22 protein-coding genes and 1 pseudogene are annotated in these 22,726 nt (G+C 58.9%); 4 read left to right on the top strand and 19 right to left on the bottom strand.

Annotated elements, in window-relative coordinates; genetic code table 11:
• Positions 1–190: 190 nt before the first annotated feature.
• From ACL2XF_RS08745 to ACL2XF_RS08730, 4 genes are all read left to right on the top strand, one after another.
• Positions 191–3,460 carry a hypothetical protein gene (locus tag ACL2XF_RS08745; protein ID WP_413728449.1) on the top strand — a complete coding sequence of 1,090 codons (3,270 nt, stop codon included), beginning with the start codon at positions 191–193 and terminating at the stop codon, positions 3,458–3,460.
• Positions 3,461–3,527: 67 nt separating this feature from the next.
• Complete coding sequence (locus ACL2XF_RS08740) at positions 3,528–3,932, top strand: antitoxin Xre-like helix-turn-helix domain-containing protein (protein WP_410015150.1); 405 nt, start codon at positions 3,528–3,530, stop codon at positions 3,930–3,932.
• Entirely contained in the window at positions 3,926–4,639 is a 714-nt protein-coding gene (locus ACL2XF_RS08735; RefSeq protein WP_413722821.1) for an RES family NAD+ phosphorylase, read from the top strand. The genes ACL2XF_RS08740 and ACL2XF_RS08735 overlap by 7 nt, the downstream gene beginning before the upstream one ends.
• Before the next feature lie 623 nt (positions 4,640–5,262).
• On the top strand, positions 5,263–5,946 hold the full coding sequence (locus ACL2XF_RS08730) for a hypothetical protein (RefSeq protein ID WP_413728448.1): 684 nt from the start codon (positions 5,263–5,265) through the stop codon (positions 5,944–5,946).
• A gap of 770 nt (positions 5,947–6,716) precedes the next feature.
• Here ACL2XF_RS08730 and ACL2XF_RS08725 read toward each other — a convergent pair.
• The 19 genes and pseudogenes from ACL2XF_RS08725 to pduC form a co-directional block, all read right to left on the bottom strand.
• Entirely contained in the window at positions 6,717–7,577 is an 861-nt protein-coding gene (locus ACL2XF_RS08725; protein WP_413728447.1) for a GHMP kinase, read from the bottom strand.
• 35 nt (positions 7,578–7,612) lie between these two features.
• A complete protein-coding gene (cobD, locus tag ACL2XF_RS08720; protein ID WP_413728446.1) occupies positions 7,613–8,692 on the bottom strand; it encodes a threonine-phosphate decarboxylase CobD in 1,080 nt (359 codons plus the stop codon).
• Positions 8,693–8,794: 102 nt separating this feature from the next.
• Entirely contained in the window at positions 8,795–9,526 is a 732-nt protein-coding gene (gene cobA / locus ACL2XF_RS08715) for a uroporphyrinogen-III C-methyltransferase (RefSeq protein WP_413722825.1), read from the bottom strand.
• On the bottom strand, positions 9,516–10,724 hold the full coding sequence (locus ACL2XF_RS08710; RefSeq protein WP_413728445.1) for an acetate/propionate family kinase: 1,209 nt from the start codon (positions 10,722–10,724) through the stop codon (positions 9,516–9,518). Before ACL2XF_RS08710 ends, cobA begins: the two co-directional genes overlap by 11 nt.
• A 17-nt stretch (positions 10,725–10,741) precedes the next feature.
• Positions 10,742–11,170 (bottom strand): EutP/PduV family microcompartment system protein, encoded by a 429-nt coding sequence (locus tag ACL2XF_RS08705; protein WP_413728444.1) that lies wholly within the window; start codon positions 11,168–11,170, stop codon positions 10,742–10,744.
• Between the two features lie 3 nt (positions 11,171–11,173).
• On the bottom strand, positions 11,174–11,524 hold the full coding sequence (locus ACL2XF_RS08700; RefSeq protein ID WP_331119159.1) for a BMC domain-containing protein: 351 nt from the start codon (positions 11,522–11,524) through the stop codon (positions 11,174–11,176).
• A gap of 16 nt (positions 11,525–11,540) precedes the next feature.
• A complete protein-coding gene (locus tag ACL2XF_RS08695; protein ID WP_413728443.1) occupies positions 11,541–12,650 on the bottom strand; it encodes a 1-propanol dehydrogenase PduQ in 1,110 nt (369 codons plus the stop codon).
• A gap of 29 nt (positions 12,651–12,679) precedes the next feature.
• On the bottom strand, positions 12,680–14,065 hold the full coding sequence (locus tag ACL2XF_RS08690) for an aldehyde dehydrogenase family protein (RefSeq protein WP_413728442.1): 1,386 nt from the start codon (positions 14,063–14,065) through the stop codon (positions 12,680–12,682).
• Positions 14,062–15,111, bottom strand: a complete 1,050-nt coding sequence (locus tag ACL2XF_RS08685; protein ID WP_413728441.1) for a cob(I)yrinic acid a,c-diamide adenosyltransferase — start codon at positions 15,109–15,111, stop codon at positions 14,062–14,064. Before ACL2XF_RS08685 ends, ACL2XF_RS08690 begins: the two co-directional genes overlap by 4 nt.
• A 24-nt stretch (positions 15,112–15,135) precedes the next feature.
• The gene (locus ACL2XF_RS08680) at positions 15,136–15,408 is read right to left on the bottom strand and encodes a EutN/CcmL family microcompartment protein (protein WP_410015139.1); all 273 of its coding nucleotides are present in this window, start codon (positions 15,406–15,408) and stop codon (positions 15,136–15,138) included.
• Positions 15,409–15,411: 3 nt separating this feature from the next.
• On the bottom strand, positions 15,412–15,918 hold the full coding sequence (gene pduM, locus ACL2XF_RS08675; protein ID WP_413728440.1) for a PduM family microcompartment protein: 507 nt from the start codon (positions 15,916–15,918) through the stop codon (positions 15,412–15,414).
• Between the two features lie 2 nt (positions 15,919–15,920).
• The gene (locus ACL2XF_RS08670; protein WP_410015137.1) at positions 15,921–16,550 is read right to left on the bottom strand and encodes a phosphate propanoyltransferase; all 630 of its coding nucleotides are present in this window, start codon (positions 16,548–16,550) and stop codon (positions 15,921–15,923) included.
• 401 nt (positions 16,551–16,951) lie between these two features.
• Positions 16,952–17,203, bottom strand: a pseudogene (locus ACL2XF_RS08665) (BMC domain-containing protein); the annotation flags it as partial.
• 15 nt (positions 17,204–17,218) lie between these two features.
• The gene (locus ACL2XF_RS08660) at positions 17,219–17,509 is read right to left on the bottom strand and encodes a BMC domain-containing protein (RefSeq protein ID WP_331119175.1); all 291 of its coding nucleotides are present in this window, start codon (positions 17,507–17,509) and stop codon (positions 17,219–17,221) included.
• A 47-nt stretch (positions 17,510–17,556) separates the two neighbouring features.
• Positions 17,557–17,910: a glycerol dehydratase reactivase beta/small subunit family protein gene (locus tag ACL2XF_RS08655; protein WP_413728439.1), complete on the bottom strand. Its 354-nt coding sequence runs from the start codon at positions 17,908–17,910 to the stop codon at positions 17,557–17,559.
• Entirely contained in the window at positions 17,897–19,732 is a 1,836-nt protein-coding gene (locus ACL2XF_RS08650; protein ID WP_413728438.1) for a diol dehydratase reactivase subunit alpha, read from the bottom strand. The genes ACL2XF_RS08655 and ACL2XF_RS08650 overlap by 14 nt, the downstream gene beginning before the upstream one ends.
• Before the next feature lie 30 nt (positions 19,733–19,762).
• Positions 19,763–20,284, bottom strand: coding sequence for a propanediol dehydratase small subunit PduE (gene pduE, locus ACL2XF_RS08645; RefSeq protein ID WP_410015134.1), 522 nt, complete (start codon positions 20,282–20,284; stop codon positions 19,763–19,765).
• A 61-nt stretch (positions 20,285–20,345) separates the two neighbouring features.
• On the bottom strand, positions 20,346–21,029 hold the full coding sequence (locus ACL2XF_RS08640; protein ID WP_410016549.1) for a propanediol/glycerol family dehydratase medium subunit: 684 nt from the start codon (positions 21,027–21,029) through the stop codon (positions 20,346–20,348).
• 14 nt (positions 21,030–21,043) lie between these two features.
• Positions 21,044–22,708 carry a propanediol dehydratase large subunit PduC gene (gene pduC, locus ACL2XF_RS08635; protein WP_413728437.1) on the bottom strand — a complete coding sequence of 555 codons (1,665 nt, stop codon included), beginning with the start codon at positions 22,706–22,708 and terminating at the stop codon, positions 21,044–21,046.
• Positions 22,709–22,726 lie beyond the last annotated feature (18 nt).

The raw sequence follows: 22,726 nt of genomic DNA, 5'->3' as shown, positions 1-22,726 counted from the left end.
GTTATATGCGCATCGCGACCGATAAATACAGAAATTAGCAAAAAATTGAGATATTGATCAAATTATTTCATTAGCACTTGCCAATGCTAACGCTGATAATTACCGGCGCGAATTCTGGCGCAGTCAATATGCAGTTTCCTTGCGCTAATAATAGAGTCGGTTAATAATAATCTCTAACATAGGGAGGGTTATGAAATATGTAGATAATACATATCCTTGTTATAAGGATAATGTGGATGATATATCTGAATCATTTGCCATAAAATTCTGCCTGTCTAAAAATTCTACGTTGCGGCGTAATTTTCAAACCGCGAGAAATGACGGTGAAAAATTATCATTGCAATATGCATCGATTCCTGATGCTTTAAATGCCGTAAGCGGAACAAAGGAGAACGATCCCCCCTTAGCGACATTTATGCTACGTCGTACGGAAGCGTTACCTGATATAAACAGTGAGTCTGATCTTGTGCTTATAAAAAGCACGTTGCGTTATGATCTCGCCGGCGCGGATTATGCGCTTGATGCCGCCCAGTATGTTTATAGCGGTTCCCTGCGCGATGGTTTCTTTTTGCAGCAAGGCATAACCCTTGACCAGGAAGGGAGGATAGTACTGGTAAAAGGCAAGCAAAAGGATTTTTTCAAAGGCGCCTGGCAGAAGGTCAAGGGGACGAAAAAATTTTATATTGCCACGGTTGATTTTAAAGACCATGACGACCTGCGCTTTGATCGATTAATCGTCAATGATAAGGGCAGCCTGATAGGGAAAAAAAAAGGCGCGGCCGATTATTATAAATTAACGCTGAATACCGACAGCACCACGACTACCCTCGACGTCAATGCCGGATTCGATGCCTGTTTCAATATCAGCATTTTACTGAAAAAATTGCCGCAAGCGGGACGGATGCCGGATGATCTATGCTTACACAGCCATGATCGGAAGACGGTAGAATTGGTCTTTAAAGAGGGCAGCCTTTTTCTGGCGATCCCGACACAGGGTTACGATCACACCCGGGGCCGCCGGGAGATAAAACTCCGGTTACCCCTATCCGGGGCAGTTAACATTTTATCCGCTTGCCAAATACTCAATAGGGTTAAGCTAACGGTGAATCACAACGGGAAATTAAACGTTTTTTACCTGGATGCCGACCATGTGGATGCCGTGAAGGCCACTATCAGGCATTTAAGCCAAAAACCGCCGCAGAATTTTTCGTCAGGCTCCGGAAACAACCCCTATGATAAGGTATTTTCAGGCCAGCCTTTTACCAACTACCGCTGGGGAAAATTCAGCAGCCGGCGGATCCCGTTATTGGCTAAAACCATTGATAATTTCAGGGTGAGACTAAAGCGCGCCAGAGCATTGAACTACCGTGGCGATCGCAGACGTGCCGGTATCGCACTGGCGCAAGCGGTGGACCCCGGGGTACGATGCCTGGCGCAAACCCTGACCAGAAAAATCGCCCAGCCCCCACGCGTCGCCGCGCCACAAACCGGGACTCATGCCTTCACCCGTGAGTTCGGCGAAATAAATAAGTTCGTAAATAATAAAGGAATGAACAAATTATTTGCTTCTGCTTCCTCTTATCTCAGCGCTAAGGAGGATATCACCGACAAAATAAGATACACCTTATCCTTGCTGGGAAAAAATGAATCGATTTCCCTGAACAAATTGTTCGATGCTTCTTTTTTTCTCGGTATCGCCGCGGCCGGACTGCCCTTTATGCCCGGCTGGTTTACCGGCGCCATGGTCCGGTATAGCCGGGGGCAATCGTTAACGTTGACCAAAAATGACAACGGAAGTATCAAATTAAATTATAACAAAATTAATTATAAGACATTAATTGCTATTCTAGGAACCGGCCAAGGTTTAGAAGAGAATGGTAAATTATTAAATTATAATAATATTGATTTCTCTACGGTATTGCCCTTAGAAGCGAATGCCATACTGGTGGCTAACAAAAACGCGCAATTCAATTTTAGTATCGATGTCTGCGAACAGGAAATCGGCCTGCTGCTTGACGCTATTTTTATTCCGCAAAGCGCAGCCCTGCATCGCGAAGAGCATCTCGCACCTTATTTCGCGAAATTGATCCGGCAAGCGATAACCAAAACCTGCCGCGGCCAGGGGGCAACCCTGCTGCTGGAAGCCAAAAGCGAGCTGCGGGCACAGGTGGGTTTTATGGCCGATCCAAACACCTTTATGGTGCTGCCGCGCACCGCCTTGGGGGCAGGTGGCGCGGTAAATATTTTTGATATCAATAAGCAAACGGATGAGGTCACCACGTATTTTTCCGGGCAACCCGTCAACGACAGGCAGGTTAACCTGCAGCAAAAATACCTCGGCTTCTCCTTATTTTCTTATCAGGAGAGCAAAATTATGCCCATTGCCATGACACCGGCACCGGGTAATACCCTGCTGTGTTTTCCCTTGCCGTTAACCGAGGAGCTCAAGCAGACGCTGCCCGTCACCCGCAATGCCGCGGCCAGACATTATCGCCTGGACGGGGCGACGTTGAAAATTGAGTCGTCCCCCCTGATTACATTGCCCGCAGGCAACGCTGAAACAGGGCGGGAGCAGGAAGCGGAGCCGGCGTTTAACCTGATAGCCAACGAGCTTAACTACGTGATTGCCGGCTTTTTGAAACGATTGCCGAAACACGTCGGCGACCAAGTGGAATCGCTAAGCAAAATCCTCAAGAATGCCGTCGATCGCTTCCACGGTTATCAAAGGATAAAAGCGGGGGAGGAGATCAGTACGTTTATTGTATCCCCGGGGGACTATAAACAGAATCTGCGGTTATTTAATCAGCAAAAAACCGCGGAAGTTATTATCTATCCCCCTGCGCAAAAGCCCTTTTACCTGCGGCTGAAAAAGTCCTTGCGACCCTGGACCATGAATACCACGCTTGGCGAATATTTGCTCGTTAAAAAGAAAGACCCGGGCTGCAATGCGGGCCAAGGGCAGGGACAACAACTCCATCTATACGATATTATTCACGCCGTCGAGGACTATGCCGCCCGAAGCAACATCGACAGTTTAGATAAACGTTCCGCGGTGAGGGCAATCGCGACTTATACAATCCAAAAGAAGGTGCTCCGGCAGATTTATGATGAATTTATCATTGCGCTCAATCAGATGATGTCGGCGCTGGCGGCCGATAAAAGCTACGATCCGGCCCTCAAGCGGCTGGAGCATCTTGCCGATAGCTGCAGCCTGCAGAACGCGGGGACCAATCCGCTCTTCCAGCTTAATGATATCCAATTGGTCAGGCAGAATACGCTGGCATCGCGTGTCGGCACCGTGCCTTGTACCTTACTGAATGTGGCCGCCAGAAATGAATTAACCTATACCGCCTCGCTTGGCACCATCAGGTTTATGTACCGCGATAAAGAGGTATTTCCTCATAGCTTAACCCTATCGCTGGATATCCTGCCCGATCTGTGGTTTCAGTGCCCGTCATAGTCTTTAGGTAGACTAATATTGATAATTGGTCCATAATAATACCAAGACGACAGCGGAGGGCTCAGTAATGGTATTGCCGCACAAATTACCGTTTAACGACGAGAAACGGCATGTCGCCGCCGTTGGGCTTAAAACGGTGATGGCTATCCTTGATAAATGGGGGTGCACCCCTGAACAGGCGCAGGCCATTTTGCAGATCTCAAAAGCGTCCTTTTATAAATTCAGGAAAGATCCGGCCGCAGCCCAGCTGACCAACGATCAATTGGAGCGTTTGAGCTACCTGCTCAATATCCACGCCTCGCTGCGCACGTTATTTGAAAACCCCGAAAACGTGTATGGTTTTATGGCGCTGAACAACCATAATCCTTATTTTAGCGGGCGCAGGCCGCTGGATATGCTCAGCACCGGCCATTTCGGCACGTTATACGAAGTCCATAAACAGCTGGACGCGCTGCGGGGGGGGCAATGGTAGTCACGGCCCCACCCAGACTGCCCGCCCTGGAGATCGCGCAACAGCGCGGCTACCGGCTGATTACTTCTAAATATCCGCCGATCGCGTTATTTGAGGATGTGGCCGACGAGGCAGAGTTCGACATCCTTTATGCGCTACAGGCATTGACCAACCCCAGGCTGCAAAATGAAACCGGCGACCTGGCGTTTTTGGCCGCCGGGGAAATTCCGTTCGGCATTGCGGGCTGTTCCTACGCGGTAGCGCCGTTTACCCATGTTAATCCGCTGGGCAGCCGTTTTTCCGACGGCACGTTCGGCATGTTGTATCTTGCCGATGAGATGGCCACCGCCCTGGCGGAGGTGGCCTATCACCAGGAGCGCTACTGGCAGTTTATCGATGGACTGAAATATGATCGCCTGGTGATGCGCGGCCTGGTGTTTATTTTCGATCCGGCGCCGGCTTACGACGCGCTGGTGCTGCCGCTTGCCAACGTGGTCTATGATCCGCTTAGCTATACCGCCGCCAGGGAGCTGGGGCGCTCTTTGAAAGCCAATGGATGTGCTGCGCTGCGCTATCGTTCGGTCCGCCGGCCGGGCGCGGTCTGCTGGGGACTGTTTACCCCGAAAGGAGTGAAAAGCGTCCAGCAAAGCGCGCATTATGAGTTTATCTGGGACGGTAAACGGATCGCTAAAATAGATCGCATTGTGTCCACCCAGGCGCTGAGGTAACGGCGTGGGTGTAAAGGCATCGTTGGCGGGTAACATTAATCCGCGCCGCAGGCGTCAGATGGCCACGAATAAACCTGTTCCGGCGTAAAACAGTTAAGCGGTTCCGATGCTACGCTTAATATATTGTCAAAGCCTACGGCAAAAATATAAAAATCATGGCGTGTGTTCGGGGAAAGATAACAAATTGACACGGATGTCTCATCGCCGCGGGTTTGTGCTATCCAACCCCCGGGAAACCCCGCGTGCAATGCGCGGTAATAGGCGGTGGGCGCGCCGCCCTGGCCAGCGTCCCAGGTTAAAATAGCGGTGGTCGCGGTAAGTATGGCGAGATTCAGGTTTACGGGAACCGCCGGGCGCAAAAATACAGGGGCATTGCGGTCCAGGGAAAATTGATTTTGCATTATAATACCCTCAATGTTCACTATTTAAATGTTGGCTTATCATTATGATTATAGCTAAAATGCTGGATTGAGTTTTTCCCCCTGTCATCAATTTCAATTAATGATCTTTATTTATTGATAAAGTATAAAATTAATAAAACAAACCCATTATTGGTTTGCCTGTTTTTGCTGCCCGTTAAACGGGCAGCTGGGAGGGTGTTATTTAGTAGTAAATTAATATCGTTGATGTTCACCAGAGGGACGCGGCGGATAATAAGGCGGGCGCGGCGGCTCGCAGGGCTGATGCGGCGGATAATAAGGCGGGCGCGGCGGCTCGCAAGGCTGATGCGGCGGATAATAAGGCGGGCGCGGCGGCTCGCAATGCTGATGCGGCGGATAATAAGGCGGGCGCGGCGGCTTGCAAGGCTGATGCGGCGGATAATAGGGCGGGCGCGGCGGCTCGCAATGCTGATGCGGCGGATAATAAGGCGGGCGCGGCGGCTTGCAAGGCTGATGCGGCGGATAATAGGGCGGGCGCGGCGGCTCGCAAGGCTGATGCGGCGGATAATAAGGCGGGCGCGGCGGCTGGCAATGCTGATGCGGCGGATAATAGGGCGGGCGCGGCGGCTCGCAATGCTGATGCGGCGGATAATAGGGCGGGCGCGGCGGCTTGCAAGGCTGATACTGTGGATAATAGGGCGGGCTCGGCGGCTCGCAATGCTGATGCGGCGGATAATAAGGCGGACGCGGCGGCTCGCAGTGCTGATGCGGCGGATAATAAGGCGGACGCGGCGGCTGGCAATGCTGATGCGGCGGATTATAGGGCGGACGCGGCGGCTCGCAGTGCTGATGCGGCGGATTATAGGGCGGGCGCGGCGGCTGGCAATGTCGGTGCGGGTCGCATCCTGGGCGCGACGAACCCGGTAACGCATTCGTGAAAAAGTGAAAAGGCCGGTTGAGCCTGCTCGGTGTGCCGTCGTAGCCTATGCCAACAATAAATATAGTATAGAAGGTATAGGGGTATAAATCGGTAAGAAAAAGTCTATGGGGAAATCCCGGAATGTATTTTATGACCACATTTCTCTCACTGTCGAAAATCTGCCAATATTGAACTGGCGCGCCTTCGCTAATATCCCAGAGTATCGTGACGGTGGTTGACGTAACGTTTTCTAAATGTATATTTACCGCTGTTGATGGGGGGGCTAGAGTGGGTTGATTGCAATTACTTACAAATGAATTTTTCATGTATAATTCCTCGTTATAATATGTGCGATTTCATAAAATATGAGTATTTTTCAATTAATATCTCGTCGTTGTTGAAATGGATGGGATAATCAATTTATCAATATAAAAATTGCGATAGTAAAAAAACCTGAAAAAAATTTATTTCACTGGCGTCGCCTCCAGGGATGCTGCCCGGGGTCCCTGTCATATTCTGGCTTATTAACTGCAACGGGAATAATCACTTCCTTATATTGCTATCTCAAAATTATATTTGAATCTTATAAATGAGGGCGATGACCTTATATCTTTCAAGAAATATCGGCAGGTCAGCCCTTCGTTATAGGTTGAAAAATAAAATTAATAAACATTTTATCAAAGCCAGTAAAATATAATCACATAGGAAGTAATACTAAGTATATTGCCTGGTATGGAGTAGTCAATTGCCTAATAGGGCATGTTGTTTTTTGATAGGGCTAACGCACGCCGCCCGCTACCAGGCGCGTAATATGCTGGCGGGTGTAGTGGCGCAGGAGGCCGGTTTCCGCCAGGGCGGCCATAAGCCTGTCGGTGTCATGTGTCCTCGCATTGAGCAGCAGGCCCACCACGGTGCCGCTGTGGGCGACGTTCAGGCCGTAGAGATCCTGCTGTTCCACAATGCGCAGCAGCGTCTCGAACCCGGGTTTCGGCAACAGCGCATTACGCGCCCGGGCGCTGAGGGTGGCGGCGGCGCCCAGCTGGCCGTGAGAGTGCGCGACGCAGCTTTGCTGGAACAATAGCCAGGCATTTTGCAGCGGCTGCGCCTGCGCGCGAAGCTGATCATCGTGAATTTGCTGATGTGACGCGGCGGTGGTAAGCGTATGCGGGCTTTCCAGGATAAGGATATCGAGCTGGGGCAACCAGTGATGGGAAATATGGCAGGTGCCCCGGCGGTGGTCAAACAGCGTCAGCGCTTTAAATACCGTGCTGTCGGTGGGCTCCAGCCGCAGGCAAAGCCGCGCCAGGGTCATTTCATCAAGCTCCCGCCCAAGCCAGCGCGCGGTGGCCACTGCCGTGGCGGCAATATCGGCGGTGCTGCTCGCCAGCCCCTTGGCGATGGGAATGGTGGACCGGCGCTCGATGCGCAGCGGCGGCACGTCACCGGGATTGACACCAAAATGCTTGATAACCTGATCGAGCATGCGCCGGCTGAGCAGGCGTTCATCCGCCATAGGCGGCCCCGCGCGCACTTCCACCTCGCTAAACCAGTCGATAGGGCAGGACACCAGCTTTTCGCCGCCGTTAATCCAGCCCTGCAGCAGCTCGCCGCAGGAAGCGGGGCAGCGTGCCTCAGCCATGGGTATACCACGGGCCGCTGGAATGACAGCATTGTTTAACCATGGGCAAACACCTTGCGCAAAGCGTCGAGCAGGCGGCGGTTATCCGCCTTATCCTTGATAGCCACACGATAATACTCGCCGGACAGGCCGGCATAGTTGGCGCAACTGCGGATAAGCAAGCCCTGTCGCAGCAGCAGACCCTGTAAATCAAGGCCGGGGCGCAGGCAGCGAAAAAAGATAAAATTGGCCGCCGGCCGCCAGACCTTGAGCGCTGGCAGGGCGTGAAGTCCTGTAAACAGGTATGCCTGCTGCTCTTGCAGCCATTGCCTTGAATCACGCTGATAATCCGCATCGTCCAGTACCACTTCACCGGCCAGCGCGGCGAAGGCGTTTATGGTCCAGGGAGGGCGGCGTTCGCGCAACCGCGCCACCGCCTGCCCGTCGCTGCTGACCATATAGCCCAGCCGCAGGCCGGGGATGGCGTAAAATTTAGTCAGCGAACGCAGAACAAATACCGCAGGCAAACCGGACAGGCTATCAATCATACTGACGCCGCCGGGGATGAAATCCATAAAAGCCTCATCCACCACCAGCGTAATCGCCAGTTCGCGGCAGCGCAGGGTGATGGCCTGCATAAGATCAGGTTCAATCAGCTGGCCGGTGGGATTATTGGGCGTGCAGAGAAACAGGCAGTCGATGCCGGGGCCGAGCGCCGCCAACAGGCGAGGGTCGGGGCGAAAATCATCGTGCTCCGCCAGCCGATATTCCCTGATGCGGCAGTCCATGCCCTCCAGGGCGAGCCGATATTCGGCGAAACCCGGGCTTAACAGCAGCACGGTTTTGCCGCGCAGCAGGAACGCAAGATCATAAATCAGCTCGGTGGCGCCGTTGCCCGCCAGGATCCAGGATGCCGGGCAGCCATGGTGCGCGGCAAGCCTGGCGTGCAGCCGGCGATAGAGCGGATCGGGATAGCGCTCCGCCAGCGCCCACGTTTCGGCCAGCGCCCGCCTGAGGCTAGGCGGCATGCCGAGCGGATTGATATTGGCGCTGAAATCCACGATCGAGGCTTCATCCACCCCCGAGGCTAACGCCATGTCCAGTACGTTGCCGCCGTGCTGATTGGCTTGCGCCATAAATAACTCCCTGCAGATCTATCGGGTTGGCGGCAAGGCCATGGACGCCGCGCAGCCAATGATATCGCCAATATTATATAACAGGCGGCCGCACCGCCGTCATCATAACGATTGCAGCAAGGTCAGCGCGGCCACGTCGCCGATGACAATCAGCGACGGCGCCGCCATTCCCGCCCGCGCGCTTTCTTGCGCAAGCGTGCCGAGGGTGGCAAGCACGGTGCGCTGTTCCGGATGGCTGGCGTTCATTACCACCGCCGCAGGCGTATCCGCGTCCCGGCCATGGAGGATAAGCTGCCGGCAGATATCCGCCAGCCGCGACATACCCATCAGGATAATCAGCGTGCCGTCCAGCTGCGCCAGCACCCGCCAGTTATGCGGATCCTTGCCGTCGCGCAGGTGCCCGGTAATAACATGAAACGAGGAGGCGAAGTCACGATGGGTCACCGGGATGCCGGCGCGCGCCAGGCCGCCGATGGCCGAGGTAATACCCGGCACCACCTCGCAGGTAACGCCGGCGCGCACCAGCGCCTCGGCCTCTTCGCCGCCGCGGCCGAAGACAAAAGGATCGCCGCCTTTCAGCCGCACCACCTCGCGGCCCATATTCGCCTGTTCGATCAGAATGGCGTTAATCCGATCCTGCGGGATCGGATGGTGATCGGCGCGTTTGCCCACGTCGATCAGCACGCAGTGAGCGGCGGCTTCTTTCAGCAGCAGGGGATTGACCAGGCGATCGTAGACCACCGCGTCGGCGCGCTTCAGGCAGTCCAGCCCCATCACGGTTATCAGCCCGGGATCGCCCGGACCGGCGCCCACCAGCCATACCTTACCCGACATGTTGCACCTCTTTTGGTTGCGCCAGACCGACACGCATGACATCGCGGGCGATCATCAATTCTTCATTGGTGGGGATCACCGCGACGATAACCGGCGCGCCGTCCTGCTGGATAAACGTGGCGTGACGCTTGTTTTTGTTTTCGTCGACACGGATGCCCAGAAATGCGAGATTACGGCAGATTTGCCGGCGGATGCCGGCGGCATTTTCACCGATGCCGGCGGTAAAAATCACCACATCCACGCCGTCCATTTCGGTTGCGTACGCGCCGATAGCGCTGCGGATGCGATCGGTGAACATGGCCAGCGCCAGCGCCGCGCGGTGATTGCCCGACTCGGCGGCGCTTACGATATCACGACAGTCATTGGAGATCCCAGAGACGCCCAGCAGCCCGGACGCGTTATTCATGATCTCAAGCAATTGTTGTGCAGATTTATTTTCGCGCAAGGCGATAAACGGCACTATCGACGGATCGATATCGCCGCAGCGCGTGCCCATCATCAGTCCGGCCAGCGGCGTAAATCCCATGGAGGTGGCGACCGACCGGCCGCCGTTAATGGCGCAGATGCTGGCCCCGTTGCCCAGATGGCAGGAGATGATGCGCAGGTCCCTCCGCCCCAGCAGACCGGCGCAGGTTTCGGCGATGTATTTATGGCTGGTACCGTGAAAACCGTAGCGGCGGATGCCGTAATCACGGTAATAACGGTAGGGCAGCGGATAAAGATAGCCGGCCTCGCTGATGGTCTGGTGAAAAGAGGTATCGAACACCCCCACGCAGACCGCGTGCGGCAGACGCCGCTGGAACGCGCGGATACCCTTGGCGTTAACCGGGTTATGGATAGGCGCCAGGGCGCCGAGTGCGTCGATTTCCTCCAGCGCGGCGGCGTCGATAGGCGCGGAATCCTTGAAATATTCGCCGCCGTGGGCCACCCGGTGGCCGACGCCGTCGATATGCGCCAGGGAGTCGACGATGCCGCGTTGCAGCAGGGTATCCAGTAAATACTCCGCCGCCTGCTGGTGATCGTTAAGCGCTACGTCGGCCTGATGTGTGCCCCCGTCCGCGCGCAGGGTAAAGCGCGCGCTGCCGCTGCCCAGCCTTTCAAACAGGCCCTTGGCCAGGGTGATTTCCTCCGGCATGGCAAATAATTCGAACTTAAGGGACGAACTGCCGGCATTCACCGCCATAATTAGGTGTGTCATCTGTTACTCCGAAACTGTTATTCCAGATACGTCAGCAGTGGCGCAATACCTTCCCGCCGGGTGGCCGATACCAGAAACAGCGGATCCGCGCCGGCCTGCTTTAATTGATGAATAACGAAGGCTTTTTGTCTTTCATCCACAGCAAGGTCGCCCTTGGTGATAATGCCGATAACCGGTTTATTAAACAGGGTGGCGAACATGGGTGAAAAATAGCTGTTTTCACTGTCGAGGCTTTGTACCAAAGCGACGATATCCGCTTCATAGGAACTTGAGAGCAGCGCGCTGTAAAAATGGCGGTTCTCGATATATTCCCCCGGGCTGTCAATGGCGTCGGCCAGGTAAACCATGGACTGCGTTTTGCGGTAGACCAGGGGATCGCCCCGCAGGCATTGCAACAGCGTGGTTTTCCCCGACTGACTGGGTCCGAGCAGCATCAACCGTTTCATGGCTCAGGTCCGGGTCAGCGCGCAGGGGGTGAATTTCATCATCTCACCCAGGGTATACAGCACCTGTTTCAGGGCATATTCCACCGAGGACACATCGCCGCAAATAATTACCGCGCCGGTAAAACGGTCGATAAAGCCAATCTTTATCGCGCCGGATTTCGTGGCGATATCGCTGGCGATAATCGAGGCTTCGCTGGGCGTGATGGTGAGAATGCCGATAGCATTGTCATCCTCATTCAGCCCCAGTTTTTTATAAATATCCTTATTGGGATTGGCAATTAAATGCGCCAGCGTAATTTGTTTGCCGGGAACATATTCCTGAATGACCCGCTCGGTTTTTATCTCGCTATTCATAATGTCCTGTTTTTCGCTATATCACGGCGCCGATAATCGCCCCGATATCGTTATCCGACGCCGGGCGCGGATTGGTGGTTAACGTGGCGTCGCTTAACGCCGCCCGGATCATAGGGGGCGTGGCGAGGCGTATTTTTTCCGCGCCAAGGCCAAGCGCGCCCAGGCCGGCGGGGATGCCGACGGTGCGTTTTAACTGGCTGATATGGTTGAGCAACTGATTTAGCCCGGCCCGATCGTCGTTTTGCCGGGCGGCCAGGCCACAGAGCCTTGCCAGGCGGGCATATTTTTTCGTCGCCCGCGCGTCCGCGCTGTTAAAGCGGATCACTTCGGTCAGCAGCAGCGCGTTGGCCAGTCCGTGCGCCACATGCAGCTGCCCGCCGAACTGATGGGCGATGGCGTGGTTTAAACCCAGCCCTGCCTGGCTGAAGGCCATGCCGGCCAGGGTCGCGGCGTTGTGCATTTTTTCCCGCGTGCGCAGGCAGTCTCCCGTGGCATACGCGGCCGGCAGGTAGCGGAACACCAGCTGCGCGGCCTTCTCCGCCAGCGCGTCGCTGAAATCGCTGGCGCCGGTGGACACATACGCCTCAATGGCATGGGTCAATACGTCCATCCCGGTATTGGCCGTAACCGCCGCCGGCACCGATACCACCAGCTGCGGATCGAGCAGGGCGATATCGGGATAAATGGCATCGTCGAACAGGGGATATTTGATGCCCTGCGCCGGATCGCTTATCACGCTGGCGCTGGTCACTTCCGAGCCGGTGCCGCTGGTGGTGGGAATGGCGATAAAGGTGTCGATGGCGATGCCCACCCGGCGGCCGAAAAACACCATGGCCTTGGCGGCGTCGATGGCGGACCCGCCGCCGAACCCTATTACCACGTCCGGCCTGACCGATTGCAGCTGCGCGATACCGGCCACCACGGTGGCAATGGGCGGATCCGGCATGATCTCGCTGAACAGGCTGACCCGGTCGGCGTCCAGATGCGCCAGCAGGCGCGCGATGGCGCCGCCCTTGGCCAGGAAGCCGTCGCAGACCACCCAGATTTTCTTGCCGCGGTAGCGCTCCAGGCGCTCCAGGCTGTCGATGCCGCTGTAGACGCGGGTCGGGATGACAAAACGTTTCATCGTCTTTCCTTTACCTCAACGCAATTTGTTCAACGGATGGAGAACGCATTCGTCAACACACAGCGGCGGTGGCGGGCGAAGGTGCGCGCCGACGTGGTGCCTTCGCCGGTGGGGGTGGCGATGGTAAAGGTGGCAAACCCTTCGGCGCCCACGCCGATCCCGGCATAGGACGGGCCGTTTTTGACAAAAATGGAGGTTTGCAGCAGCCTGGCCGCCTTATTGAGCCGCGAGACATTTTGCGAATGCATGGTGGCGGTGTGGTGCAGGCCGCCTTCGACCTTGAGCGCCAGCTGCAGGCCGCTGTCGAAATCACGTACGCGCACCACCGGGAGGATCGGCATCAGCTGTTCCACCGAGACAAACAGGTCGCCGGCGCCGACCTCGACCAGCAGCAGGCGCGGCGCCTTGTCGGGCCGCGGCAGGCCGGCGGCCTGCAGCAGCGCCAGCGGGCTTTTGCCCACCAGCGCCTTATTGGCGTGGCCGTCGATAATGGCGACGTTGCGCAGCTTGTCGATATCGCCGCCGGCGACCATCAGCGCGCCGCATTTTTGCATTTCGGACAGCAGGGCGTCGGCCACGCTTTCCACCACGATCAGGCTTTTTTCGGCGGTGCAGGGCAGGTTGTAGTCAAAGGAGGCGCCGCTGACGATATCCTGCGCCGCTTTATCCAGCACGGCGGTTTCATCCACCAGGCTCGGCGGGTTGCCGGCGCCGGCGCCGATGGTTTTTTTGCCGCTTTTCAGCGCCATGTTGACAATACCGGGGCCGCCGGTGATGGCCAGCAGGGCAATCAGGGGGTGTTTCATCATCTGTTGGGTGGACTCGAAGCTTGGCTCGCGCAGGCAGGTCACCAGGTTATGGATGCCGCAGGCGGTGAAAATAATGGCTTCGATCTGCTCGATAAGCCACAACGACACATTTTTGGCCCCGGGATGCGGGCTGAAGAAGATGGCGTTGCCGGCGGCCAGCATGCTGATACAGTTATTGATAATGGTCTCGGTGGGATTGGTGCTGGGCGCCACCGATCCGATCACGCCGAACGGCGAATACTCGAACAAGACCATGCCTTCGTCGCCGGTGATGGCCTCGGTGACCAGGTCTTCCACGCCGGGCGTTTTTTCCAGCGCCACGCGGTTTTTCAGCAGCTTATCCTCTACGCGCCCCATGCCGGTTTCCTCGGCGCCGCGCTCGGCCAGCACCTGCAGATGCGGCACCAGGTCATGGCGAATGGCGGCGATCACGGCGTTGCGCGTTTTCAGCGGGCACTGCTGATAGGCCAGGAACGCCGCGTGGGCCGCATCGATCGCCTGATCGACGTGGTCGAACAGGGCCGAGGTGGTTTTTTCCCGCCGCGCCGGCTCGAGTTTTTCGCGCACTATGGTGCGGATCAGCGTTTCCAGTTCATTTGTATTCATGACTCTTTCCCCACATGACATTGAGTGATAGCCCATTGGGCGATGTGCCGGTCCTGGTCGACGGTGCCGCCGCTGATGCCCAGCCCGCCGATAAGAAGGCCCGCGCGGTAAAGCGGATATCCGCCGCCAAAGGTGACAATCCTGCCGCCCGATGAGGCTTCTAATTGATACAGTGCGGCGCCGGGCTGGATGTCCGGGCCAAGTTCATGGGTGGCGGTTTTCAGCGCCACGGCGGACCAGGCCTTTTTCGGCGCCAGATCGATGGCGGCCAGCAGCGCGCCGCTCATGCGATAGGTGATGACCGGATTGCCGTGCCGATCCACAACGGCCATCACCACCGCCACCGCCAGCTTGCCGGCCGCCGCCATCGCCGCGCGCAACAGGCGATGGACCAGCATAAAGTCCAGTTCCTCCGGCGCGCCGGACGTTTCGCCGTCAGGCGGGGCGGGGTCCGTACCGGCCTGGCCGGTGGTGGATGCCGTGCTTGCCTGATAGCGCCGTAGCACCTCGCCGACCACGGCGTCGGTTTCGGCACAGCGATCCTCAAAGCGGGCCAGCGCATACAGGCAGTCCGATAACCGGTTGATAAAACCGAGCACCTCGCCGCGCACCGGCGTCTCGTCCGCCAACTGCACCAGCAGTCGCTCGGCGCGCCTGGCCACGGTGCGCGCCAAATGCAGTTGACTGCCGGCCGGGCTGTCGCCGGGCAGTACAAAGCCCGTGACCGGCGGCAGCGCCGCCATGCAGCGATCAATGGCCTGCTCCAGCTGCGTTATCTGTTCGGCGCCCAGGCGCTGGACGCTATCGGATCGCAGGCCGGGCCGTTCGTCGGCCAATTCCGCGCCCAGCCAGAACAACTGCTGTTGGATGGCGCGCAGCAGACGTCGGTTTTGCGCGTCGCGCACCTGATGGGCGGCCACCGCCAGGCAGGCGTTCAGTTCATCCACCGTGCCGTAGGCGTCGACGCGCGGGTGGTATTTTTTAATGCGTTGGCCGCCGATAAGCGAGGTGATGCCTTTATCGCCGGTTTTGGTATAGATGCTCATAACCCGCTCCCGATCCGGCCTCTGTTAAGGAACAATGGTGTCGACGATGCCGACAATCGCCAGGTCGATGGCCTGGTTGGGCTCGGCGAATACCCAGCGCGCCGACGCCCCCCGCGCCAGCAGCACGATTTCGCCTTCGCCCGCGCCGACGGAATCCACCGCCACCTCCTGCTGCGTGAAGCCGCTGGGGGCCGAACCGTCGACATTGACCGGTTCCACCACCATCAATTTTTTACCCAGCAGCGAAGGCGCTTTCTGCGTCGACACCACCGAACCGATTACGCGAGCCAGTTGCATGTTCTAGTCCTGCCTGTAAAGTTGAAGACGACGTTTAACAATTTCATCCCTGGCCAATGCGGTCAGCAGGACATGGCGCGCCACGACGAGATATCCCGGCGGCAGCGGTCGCACATCGGCGTAGCCCGCCACCCGGCGCGCCAGCAGGTGAACCGGCCTGCCGTCCGGCGCGCAAAAACGCAGCGGCAGCCGTAGCAACCCGGCGACCGGCAGCAGGCCGAAGCAGGCATTATCGATTTCAAGCCATACCTGCATGCCGTCGCGCCAGGCCCGCCTCAGCGCGTCAAACGCCGCATCTTCGTCCCCGCCGCTGGCCAGCCGTTGCCAAAAAGCCGGCGTGGTGTGCGTCACCCGCAGACGCGCATGGTTCAGCGCGGCGTTCGCGGGCCAGTCGCGGATTAAGCGCGGCAGCGGCAGCACCAGCTCAGCCCGCTGGCGCTGTTGTAGCCGCTGCAGTACCCGGACGACGCATTCCGCCAGCCATTGTTCGCGCCCGCCTTCCCAAACCATCCTCAGCGCCCCAGCAAAACCGCGGTGGCGCCTTTGTCACCGGCGTCGGCCGCGTTGGCCTCGTCGGTATCAATATGCATTTCCAGGCGCATATGCTCGCCCACCCGGATCACCACATCGTCAAAGATCAGCCGGCGGCCGGTGCCGTTCAGGGCTACGCGCACCACATCGCCCGGCTTAACGCCGAACAGCAACGCATCAAGGGGCGACATATGGATATGCCGTTGCGCCACGATCACGCCATGGGGTAATTCCAGCTCGCCGCTGGCGCTGACCAGCCGGATGCCCGGCGTGGCGTCCAGGTTGCCTGACAGGCGCAGCGGCGCGGCAATACCCAGCAGCCGGGCGTCGGTCCGGGAAATTTCCACCTGGGACCGGCCGCGCAGCGGGCCGAGGATGCGCACGTTTTTCAGCGTGCCTTTCGGACCGACGAGGTTGACCACCTGCTCGGAGGCGAACTGTCCGGGCTGATACAAATCCTTTTTGAAGATCAGCGGCCGGCCGGGAAACAGATGTTCATAATCCTCAAGGGACAGATGCAAATGCCGGTTCGATACGCCAAGCGGCACGGGGCGCCGCCGCATATCGAGCAGTACGTTTTCCACCAGGGACTGCAACTCCAATGTTTCCATCTGACTTAGCCTCTTTCTCCGTCATGAATACATGTCGCGCGGGGGTCGCCTTTGCGGCGCGGACATGCCGGGTCGTGACATAAATTACATTCGCCCGGCACCCGCCCAGGCAGGTCCGGCAACATTGCCGGTTCGCCGCGTACTTCCGCCGCCGGTTTTACCGGCGGGGCGGTGAGGATCGCCGCCGGCGGTGCGGCGGGTTCCTCTCCCGCCGCGATCGCGCCGGCCGGGGCGATATCCGCCGCTGCCGGGATACTGGCCGCGGGTGGCGCCGCGCGGCTTGCGAGCGCAACCGCGCCTGATTCCGCCGGCGCGCCGGACGCGATATCGTCATGCCGGTCCAGGGCATTGTTGCCGCCGTCGGCGGGCCGGGTTTTTATCGCGCCGTCCAGCCAGCCGTCCAGACCGTCCGCGGGACGGGCGATAACCCGTTGCGCCACCCAGCCGTTTTCCCGGCGCGCCAGCGCCGCGCCGTTGGCAATGGCCGAATTGACCGCCGCCACGTCACCGGTAATGGTGATCAGCATCCAGCCCGAGCCGTTGGTCCTTTCGATGCCGGTCAGGGCAACGTTCGCCGCCTTGGCCATGGTGTCGGCCGCCTTGACGGCCAGCGCCAGACCGGCGACTTCAAGCAAACCCAGTGAGGTTTTCACGCGGTCACCTTCAGGTTATTCACCCAGTACCGGGGTGGCGGTGGGCAAAAAGCCCTCGACATCCGAATGCGGACGGGGAATAACGTGCGTGGAGACCACGTTGCCGATGCCCTGGGCCGCCGCCGCGCCGGCATCCACCGCCGCCTTGACCGCCCCGACGTCGCCGCGCACCATGACCGTTACCAGACCCGAGCCTATTTTTTCATAGCCCACCAGTTGGACGTTGGCCGATTTGACCATGGCGTCCGCGGCGATAATGGCGCCGACCAGCCCTTTAGTTTCAATTAATCCCAATGCGTTGTTCATGCTTTCTCTCCTGTTGTGGGCGACGTGATGTGGTTGATTGCCCGGCATTATTTAAACGGTAACCCTTTCACCAGCCGTGCCGCGTTGCAGCCCAGCCGGCGGATTTCTTGCGCCGGCAGCCGCGTATAGTCCCTGAGGACAAACAGCGGGCGGTCGGCGGGTAAATGCGGATCGTGCACCGCGATATCCTGCGCGCCGACCGCCACGCCCACCGCCAGCGGCGATGCGTTCGAGGCCTGGTGCGCCAGGAGGGCCAGCGGGGTGGCGTCATCGCCGGCGTCATGCAGCGCATACGGGATGCCTTCCTCTTCCATGCCCAGCAGCAGCTGTTGCCAGCCGGGACGCCCGCCGCCGCACAGGATGACGATGATGGCCGGATGGCTGATATCAGGCAGGCTCATGCGCCGCCTCCCCGATCCATGACAGCACCAGTCCCGTGGCGACGGCGTTGCGCGGGCCTTCGCAGCCGCGCACGTTGCCCTGGCCGGCCACCAGGTGGAAATGGGCCAGCGCGTCCGTCACCAGCTGCGGTATTTCAAAGTCCAGCGCGGAGCCGCCCACCAGCACGACGAAGGGAATATCGCGAATGCTGCCGGTCGGGCTGACCTGGGCCAGCGCGCGCAGGGCATTGGCGACAAACACCCGTTGCTTGGCGCTGCGCCGCACCACGCGCACTTTTTCCAGCGCCAGATCGGCCGGCAGGGGCACCATGCCGTCCTCCTTGACCACCACCACCCGGGCAAACACGTCGGCCGGCAGGGGGTGGTCGAAAAACTGCACGCTGCCGTCCTCATGGCGGATATGGAACAGGCTCTCCACCTTGGCCAGGGGATACTTTTTGATGTCCTCCGCCAGTTGGCGCTGTTCAAGCCCCAGTTCGGAATTGATCAGCAGCGTCACCATATCGCCGGCGCCCGCCAGGTGCGTGGCGACGATGCGGCCGTTGCCGTCGATGATCGAGGCGTCGGTGGAGCCGGCGCCCAGATCGAGGATCGCCAGCGGCCGCTGCGTGCCCGGCGTGGTCAGCGCGCCGAGGATGGCGGCCTCCGCCTCGGCGCCGCCGATGGCGACCCTGACCCCGGTCTGCTGTTGCAGCGCGTCGGCGATGTCCATCATCTGCAGCCGATCGGATTTCACCATCGCGGCGATGCCCACCGCCTGTTCCATAAAGAATTCCCCGGCCAGGCCGCCTTTAACGTTTACCGGCACGAAGGTATCCACCGCCAGCAGATCCTGGATGGCGATGGCGGACGGATCCTTATTGGTCAGTTCCGCCATGGTCTGGCGCACCTGCTCCAGCATGCCGCCGATATGGGTGCCGGATTCGCCGCCGGCGTTGTCGAGCCGGCCGAGGGCGGACACCGCCGCCATGATTTTTTCCGCTCCCTGGTGCACATCGATGCGCGTTACCCGGTTACCGGCATACAGCTCCAGATGTCCGGCCGGGATGGTGCGCGCCTTGACGTCGCCTTTGGGCGTTTTCACCACCACCGCGGAGCGGGTGCCGATAAGCGAACGGGCCACCGGCACGATGGCGCGGGTTTCGTCGGCGTTCAGCTTGAACACGGTGGCGATGCCGTAAGGATTGGCCAACTGGGTAATCACCTTGCCGGGGGCGGCCACTTCCACCGCCGCGGGCATGCCGAGCGGGATGCGCTCGATATGACGCACCTCGTCGACGATGGGGATGGGCTGGTCCAGCCGGTTGCTGACCAGCACGCCGTCGTCGCGCTGCAAAATAGCCGCCGTAATACGAAAACCGGCCTTGACCGCCGCGTTGATCATCGCGGCGATATCGGCAAAATCGAGCGCGGCGGGGGCTATGACGATATAGGGCTCCTCCACGGAGCGCGTCAGCAGTTCGTCGAAGCCGATGGTAATACCGGCTCCCAGCCCCAGACCGCCCGGCGTTTTGGGGTTATGGCCGATCATGGTGGACTCGGTAATCACGGTTTCGGTGATGGTTTCCATCGCCACGTCGCCGATGACCGGCGTTGCTTCGTTGAGCCGTATCAGCGTCAGGTCGGCAATGCTGATGCCGGCCCGCGCCACCACCGCGTTCAGGGCCTGCATAATCCCGAACACGTTGCGTTTGGTGCCTTTGATACCGGTGGTTTCCGCCAGCGAACTGGCGATAAATGTCAATGCCCCGCTGGCGGAGGCCTGCGCCAGCGCCGCCTCGGTGGAGGCATTACCGATATCCACCCCTACGATATAACCCATCTGTTGCTCCCGCCCGCCGGTTCCCCGGTGTTAATCGTCGCCCTTGAGCTTTTTACGCTGCAGGTAATACCCCGCGGCCTCGCGGACAAAACCGGCGCAAATCGTCGCGTTGTAGCGCGACTCAAGCTCACCGGCTATCGCCAGTAATTCTTCCTGGCTTGAGCGGAACGGACGCAGGGCGTTATAGATTTCCAGGACCCGCTCATCCGGCACCGCCGTCAGCTCGGCGGCGCGCTCGAAGTTCATCGCCAGCAGGGAACGTCCGGCGGAGCGGGCGATATCCGCCTGGATGCGCAGGATTTCCGGAGTGATCCGCACGTCCTGGGCGGTGACGCGGCCGTTAAGCACGTTGGCCAGCGTCAGGTCGTCCAGGGTTTTGCCGGTGGCGGTCTTGACCCAGTCCGGGTGCTTATTGGTCAGCGGATAATCCGCCACGCCGGCCGTGAAGGCCTTGGGCGCGCTGGACGCCGGGGCCGGCGTTTGCACCGCGTCCGGATTGTTCATGCGTGCCAGCACGTCACGCACCATGGTTTCAATTGCTTCAGCATTCATCGTCGTTACCTTAATTCGCGCATCGCCCGCGGCGGGCGCGTAGAGGTTAAAGTCGTGGCGTTCAGAGGGCGACGCTCAGTTCCTGCGGCTGCTTGCCGGTCACCACATACTTGGTTTCCTTGATATGCAGCACCGCGGATTTGGCCTGGTATTTTGGCCGAGCCATCTGATCGTTGAGCGTCGGCACAGGATCCGGCGATTCGCCCTTGGCGTAGCGCGCGGCGTTTTTACCGATATGCCGGTAGGTCTCCAGCGTCAGCAGCGGCGCCTGGGGGAACAGCTCCAGGTTGGACAGCGGCGGCAGGCCGCGCTGGTGGATAACCGTCGTCCCTTTGGACTGGATGCCGATGGAAATGCCCGACCCGCTCAGCCGGTTGCCTTCCACCGCCACAAACGCCACGTCGGAGGATTTAAAGCAGCGGATCACCCGGGCGCGCACGCCTTCCTCCTCGATGCCGGCAATCAGTTCGCGCAGGATCTGCTTATGGGGCAGGCCGATGATATTGACGGTCTGCGACAGGCCGAACGCGGGGCCGACCGCGATAATCACCTCGTCTTTATGGGTGCCGGGCCGGGCGTCGCCCACCACCTTGAGAAAATCGCAGGTCTTGCCGTCGCCGGTGGGCGCCGCGGCGGCGGGTTTGGCCGCCTGCGCGGGGGCGAAGGAGACCTGGTTATCCAGCGGCTGCATCTGGCTGAGCACGTCGCCGATGATTTGCCGTAATAGTGTTTCGTTAATTTCCATCATGGCCGCCTTGGTTAACCCAACTCACTGGGATCGAGCGCGTTGGGAATGTTTTTGATTTCTTCCCAGCGTGCGCCCTGCAAACGGTATCCGGTGGCCGGACCCGCGTAATCATTCACGTCGTTCACCGCCGACAGGACCTGGCCGTTGCCAACGATAATGGCCGAGGTATGCAGGTAATCGCCGGCAATCTTGGCTTTCTGGATATCCAGCACGCTTTGCGCCACGTCCGTGAAACCGCCTTCGGCCAATGCCTTGACCACTTCCAGTCCGGTACGGTTCTTCTCGATAATCTCCTGGGCGAACTTCATGTCCTCCACCTTATTGCGCGCCGGCATATCCTTCGAACCGTGGGCATAGGTGGCGGCGGTGACCTCCTCGTCGCTAATGGGCGGCAGGCCCATGCCGGCGAACGTGGCCTGCAGCGCGCGCGCCGCTTTATTGCGAATGGCCACCACCTGTTCCTCGCGCACCGGACGCAGCCCGCCGTCCACTTTTAAATCCCGCTGCAGGATGTTGTAGTCGTCGAAGTCCTCGGCGTCTTCATTGGAGCCGGCGAACATATTGTCGTAGTTCGGCACCGCCGAATAACCGGAGGAGATAAAGTCGGTGCCGGGCAGGAACTGCATAAGCAAACGCGCGGTACGGCGCATATCGGAATGGGTGAAGGTCTGGTCGTTGCTGGAGGCGCACTCCAGATCCAGTGACGAGCAGATCAGGTTTTCCGCCAGCACCGCGCGGATGCCCGAGGGAACCGCCGACGGAATGCCGATACAGCTTACCGACCCGTTTTGCAGCCCCTGCACCCCGGCGGCGCGGGTAATAAAAATACAGCGGGCTTCCAGGTACAGCATGGATTTGCCCTCGGCGTAGCCCATCTGCACTTCCGAGCCGGAACCGGAGGTAAAGCGCATCTTCAGGCCGCGCGAGGCGTAGGAGGAGGCGAGAAATCCTTTCGACCAGGGCGTATCGTCGCCGTCGGTAAACACCGGTTCCGTGCCGTAGACCGAAATGGTTTCGGCATAGCAGGTATGGCCCAGCATGCCGAGCTTCAGTTCGGTGGCTTCCTCCAGCGAGCATTGCGTCAGCACGCCCGGCCGGCCGACCTGCGAGCCGATAAGCAACGCGATGGCGTTAAACGGCGCGTAGCGCGCCACCGCCACGGTGGTTTCCTGTTCGTCAAAGCCGCGGAAGGCCCCTTCGGCGGCGTCGGCGGCAATCTGCACCGGATTGTCCTGGATATTGGTGACGTGCGCCTGCTGCGAGGGAGTGCGCCGGGCGCGCATCTTCTGCATCGACATCATCATTTCCACCACGTTCATCTGCGACATCACTTCGACGATTTTCGCCGGCGTCATGGCGGTGGTCAGCGGGATGATATCGGCGCGCGACACGTTGGGGTCGCACAGCATTTTTGCCAGTTGTACCGAATCCATCGCCATGACTTCTTCCGACCGCGCCAGGTTAATGCCGTAGTTGGCGATAAAGTGATCGATCAGATCGAAGTCGGCGCGGGCCTTGCCGTCGAGTTCGGTAACCTTGCCGTCGACGATTTTGATCGACGGCTTGGGGTCGTTGGGACTTTCCATGGCTATAAAGCCTTCCTCGACCCACTCTTTGACGAAACCGTCCTGGTTAACCGGCCGTTTCGCCAGCGCTTCAAATCGCTTGGATTTCATGCCATCCCCCACAAGGAG

Origin of the sequence: Sodalis sp. RH19, assembly GCF_047324215.1 — a bacterium.
In the GTDB taxonomy this organism is placed as follows: domain Bacteria; phylum Pseudomonadota; class Gammaproteobacteria; order Enterobacterales; family Enterobacteriaceae; genus Acerihabitans.
The sequence above is the reverse complement of the archived record's forward strand: the minus strand, read 5'-3'. Positions and strand labels throughout refer to the sequence as shown.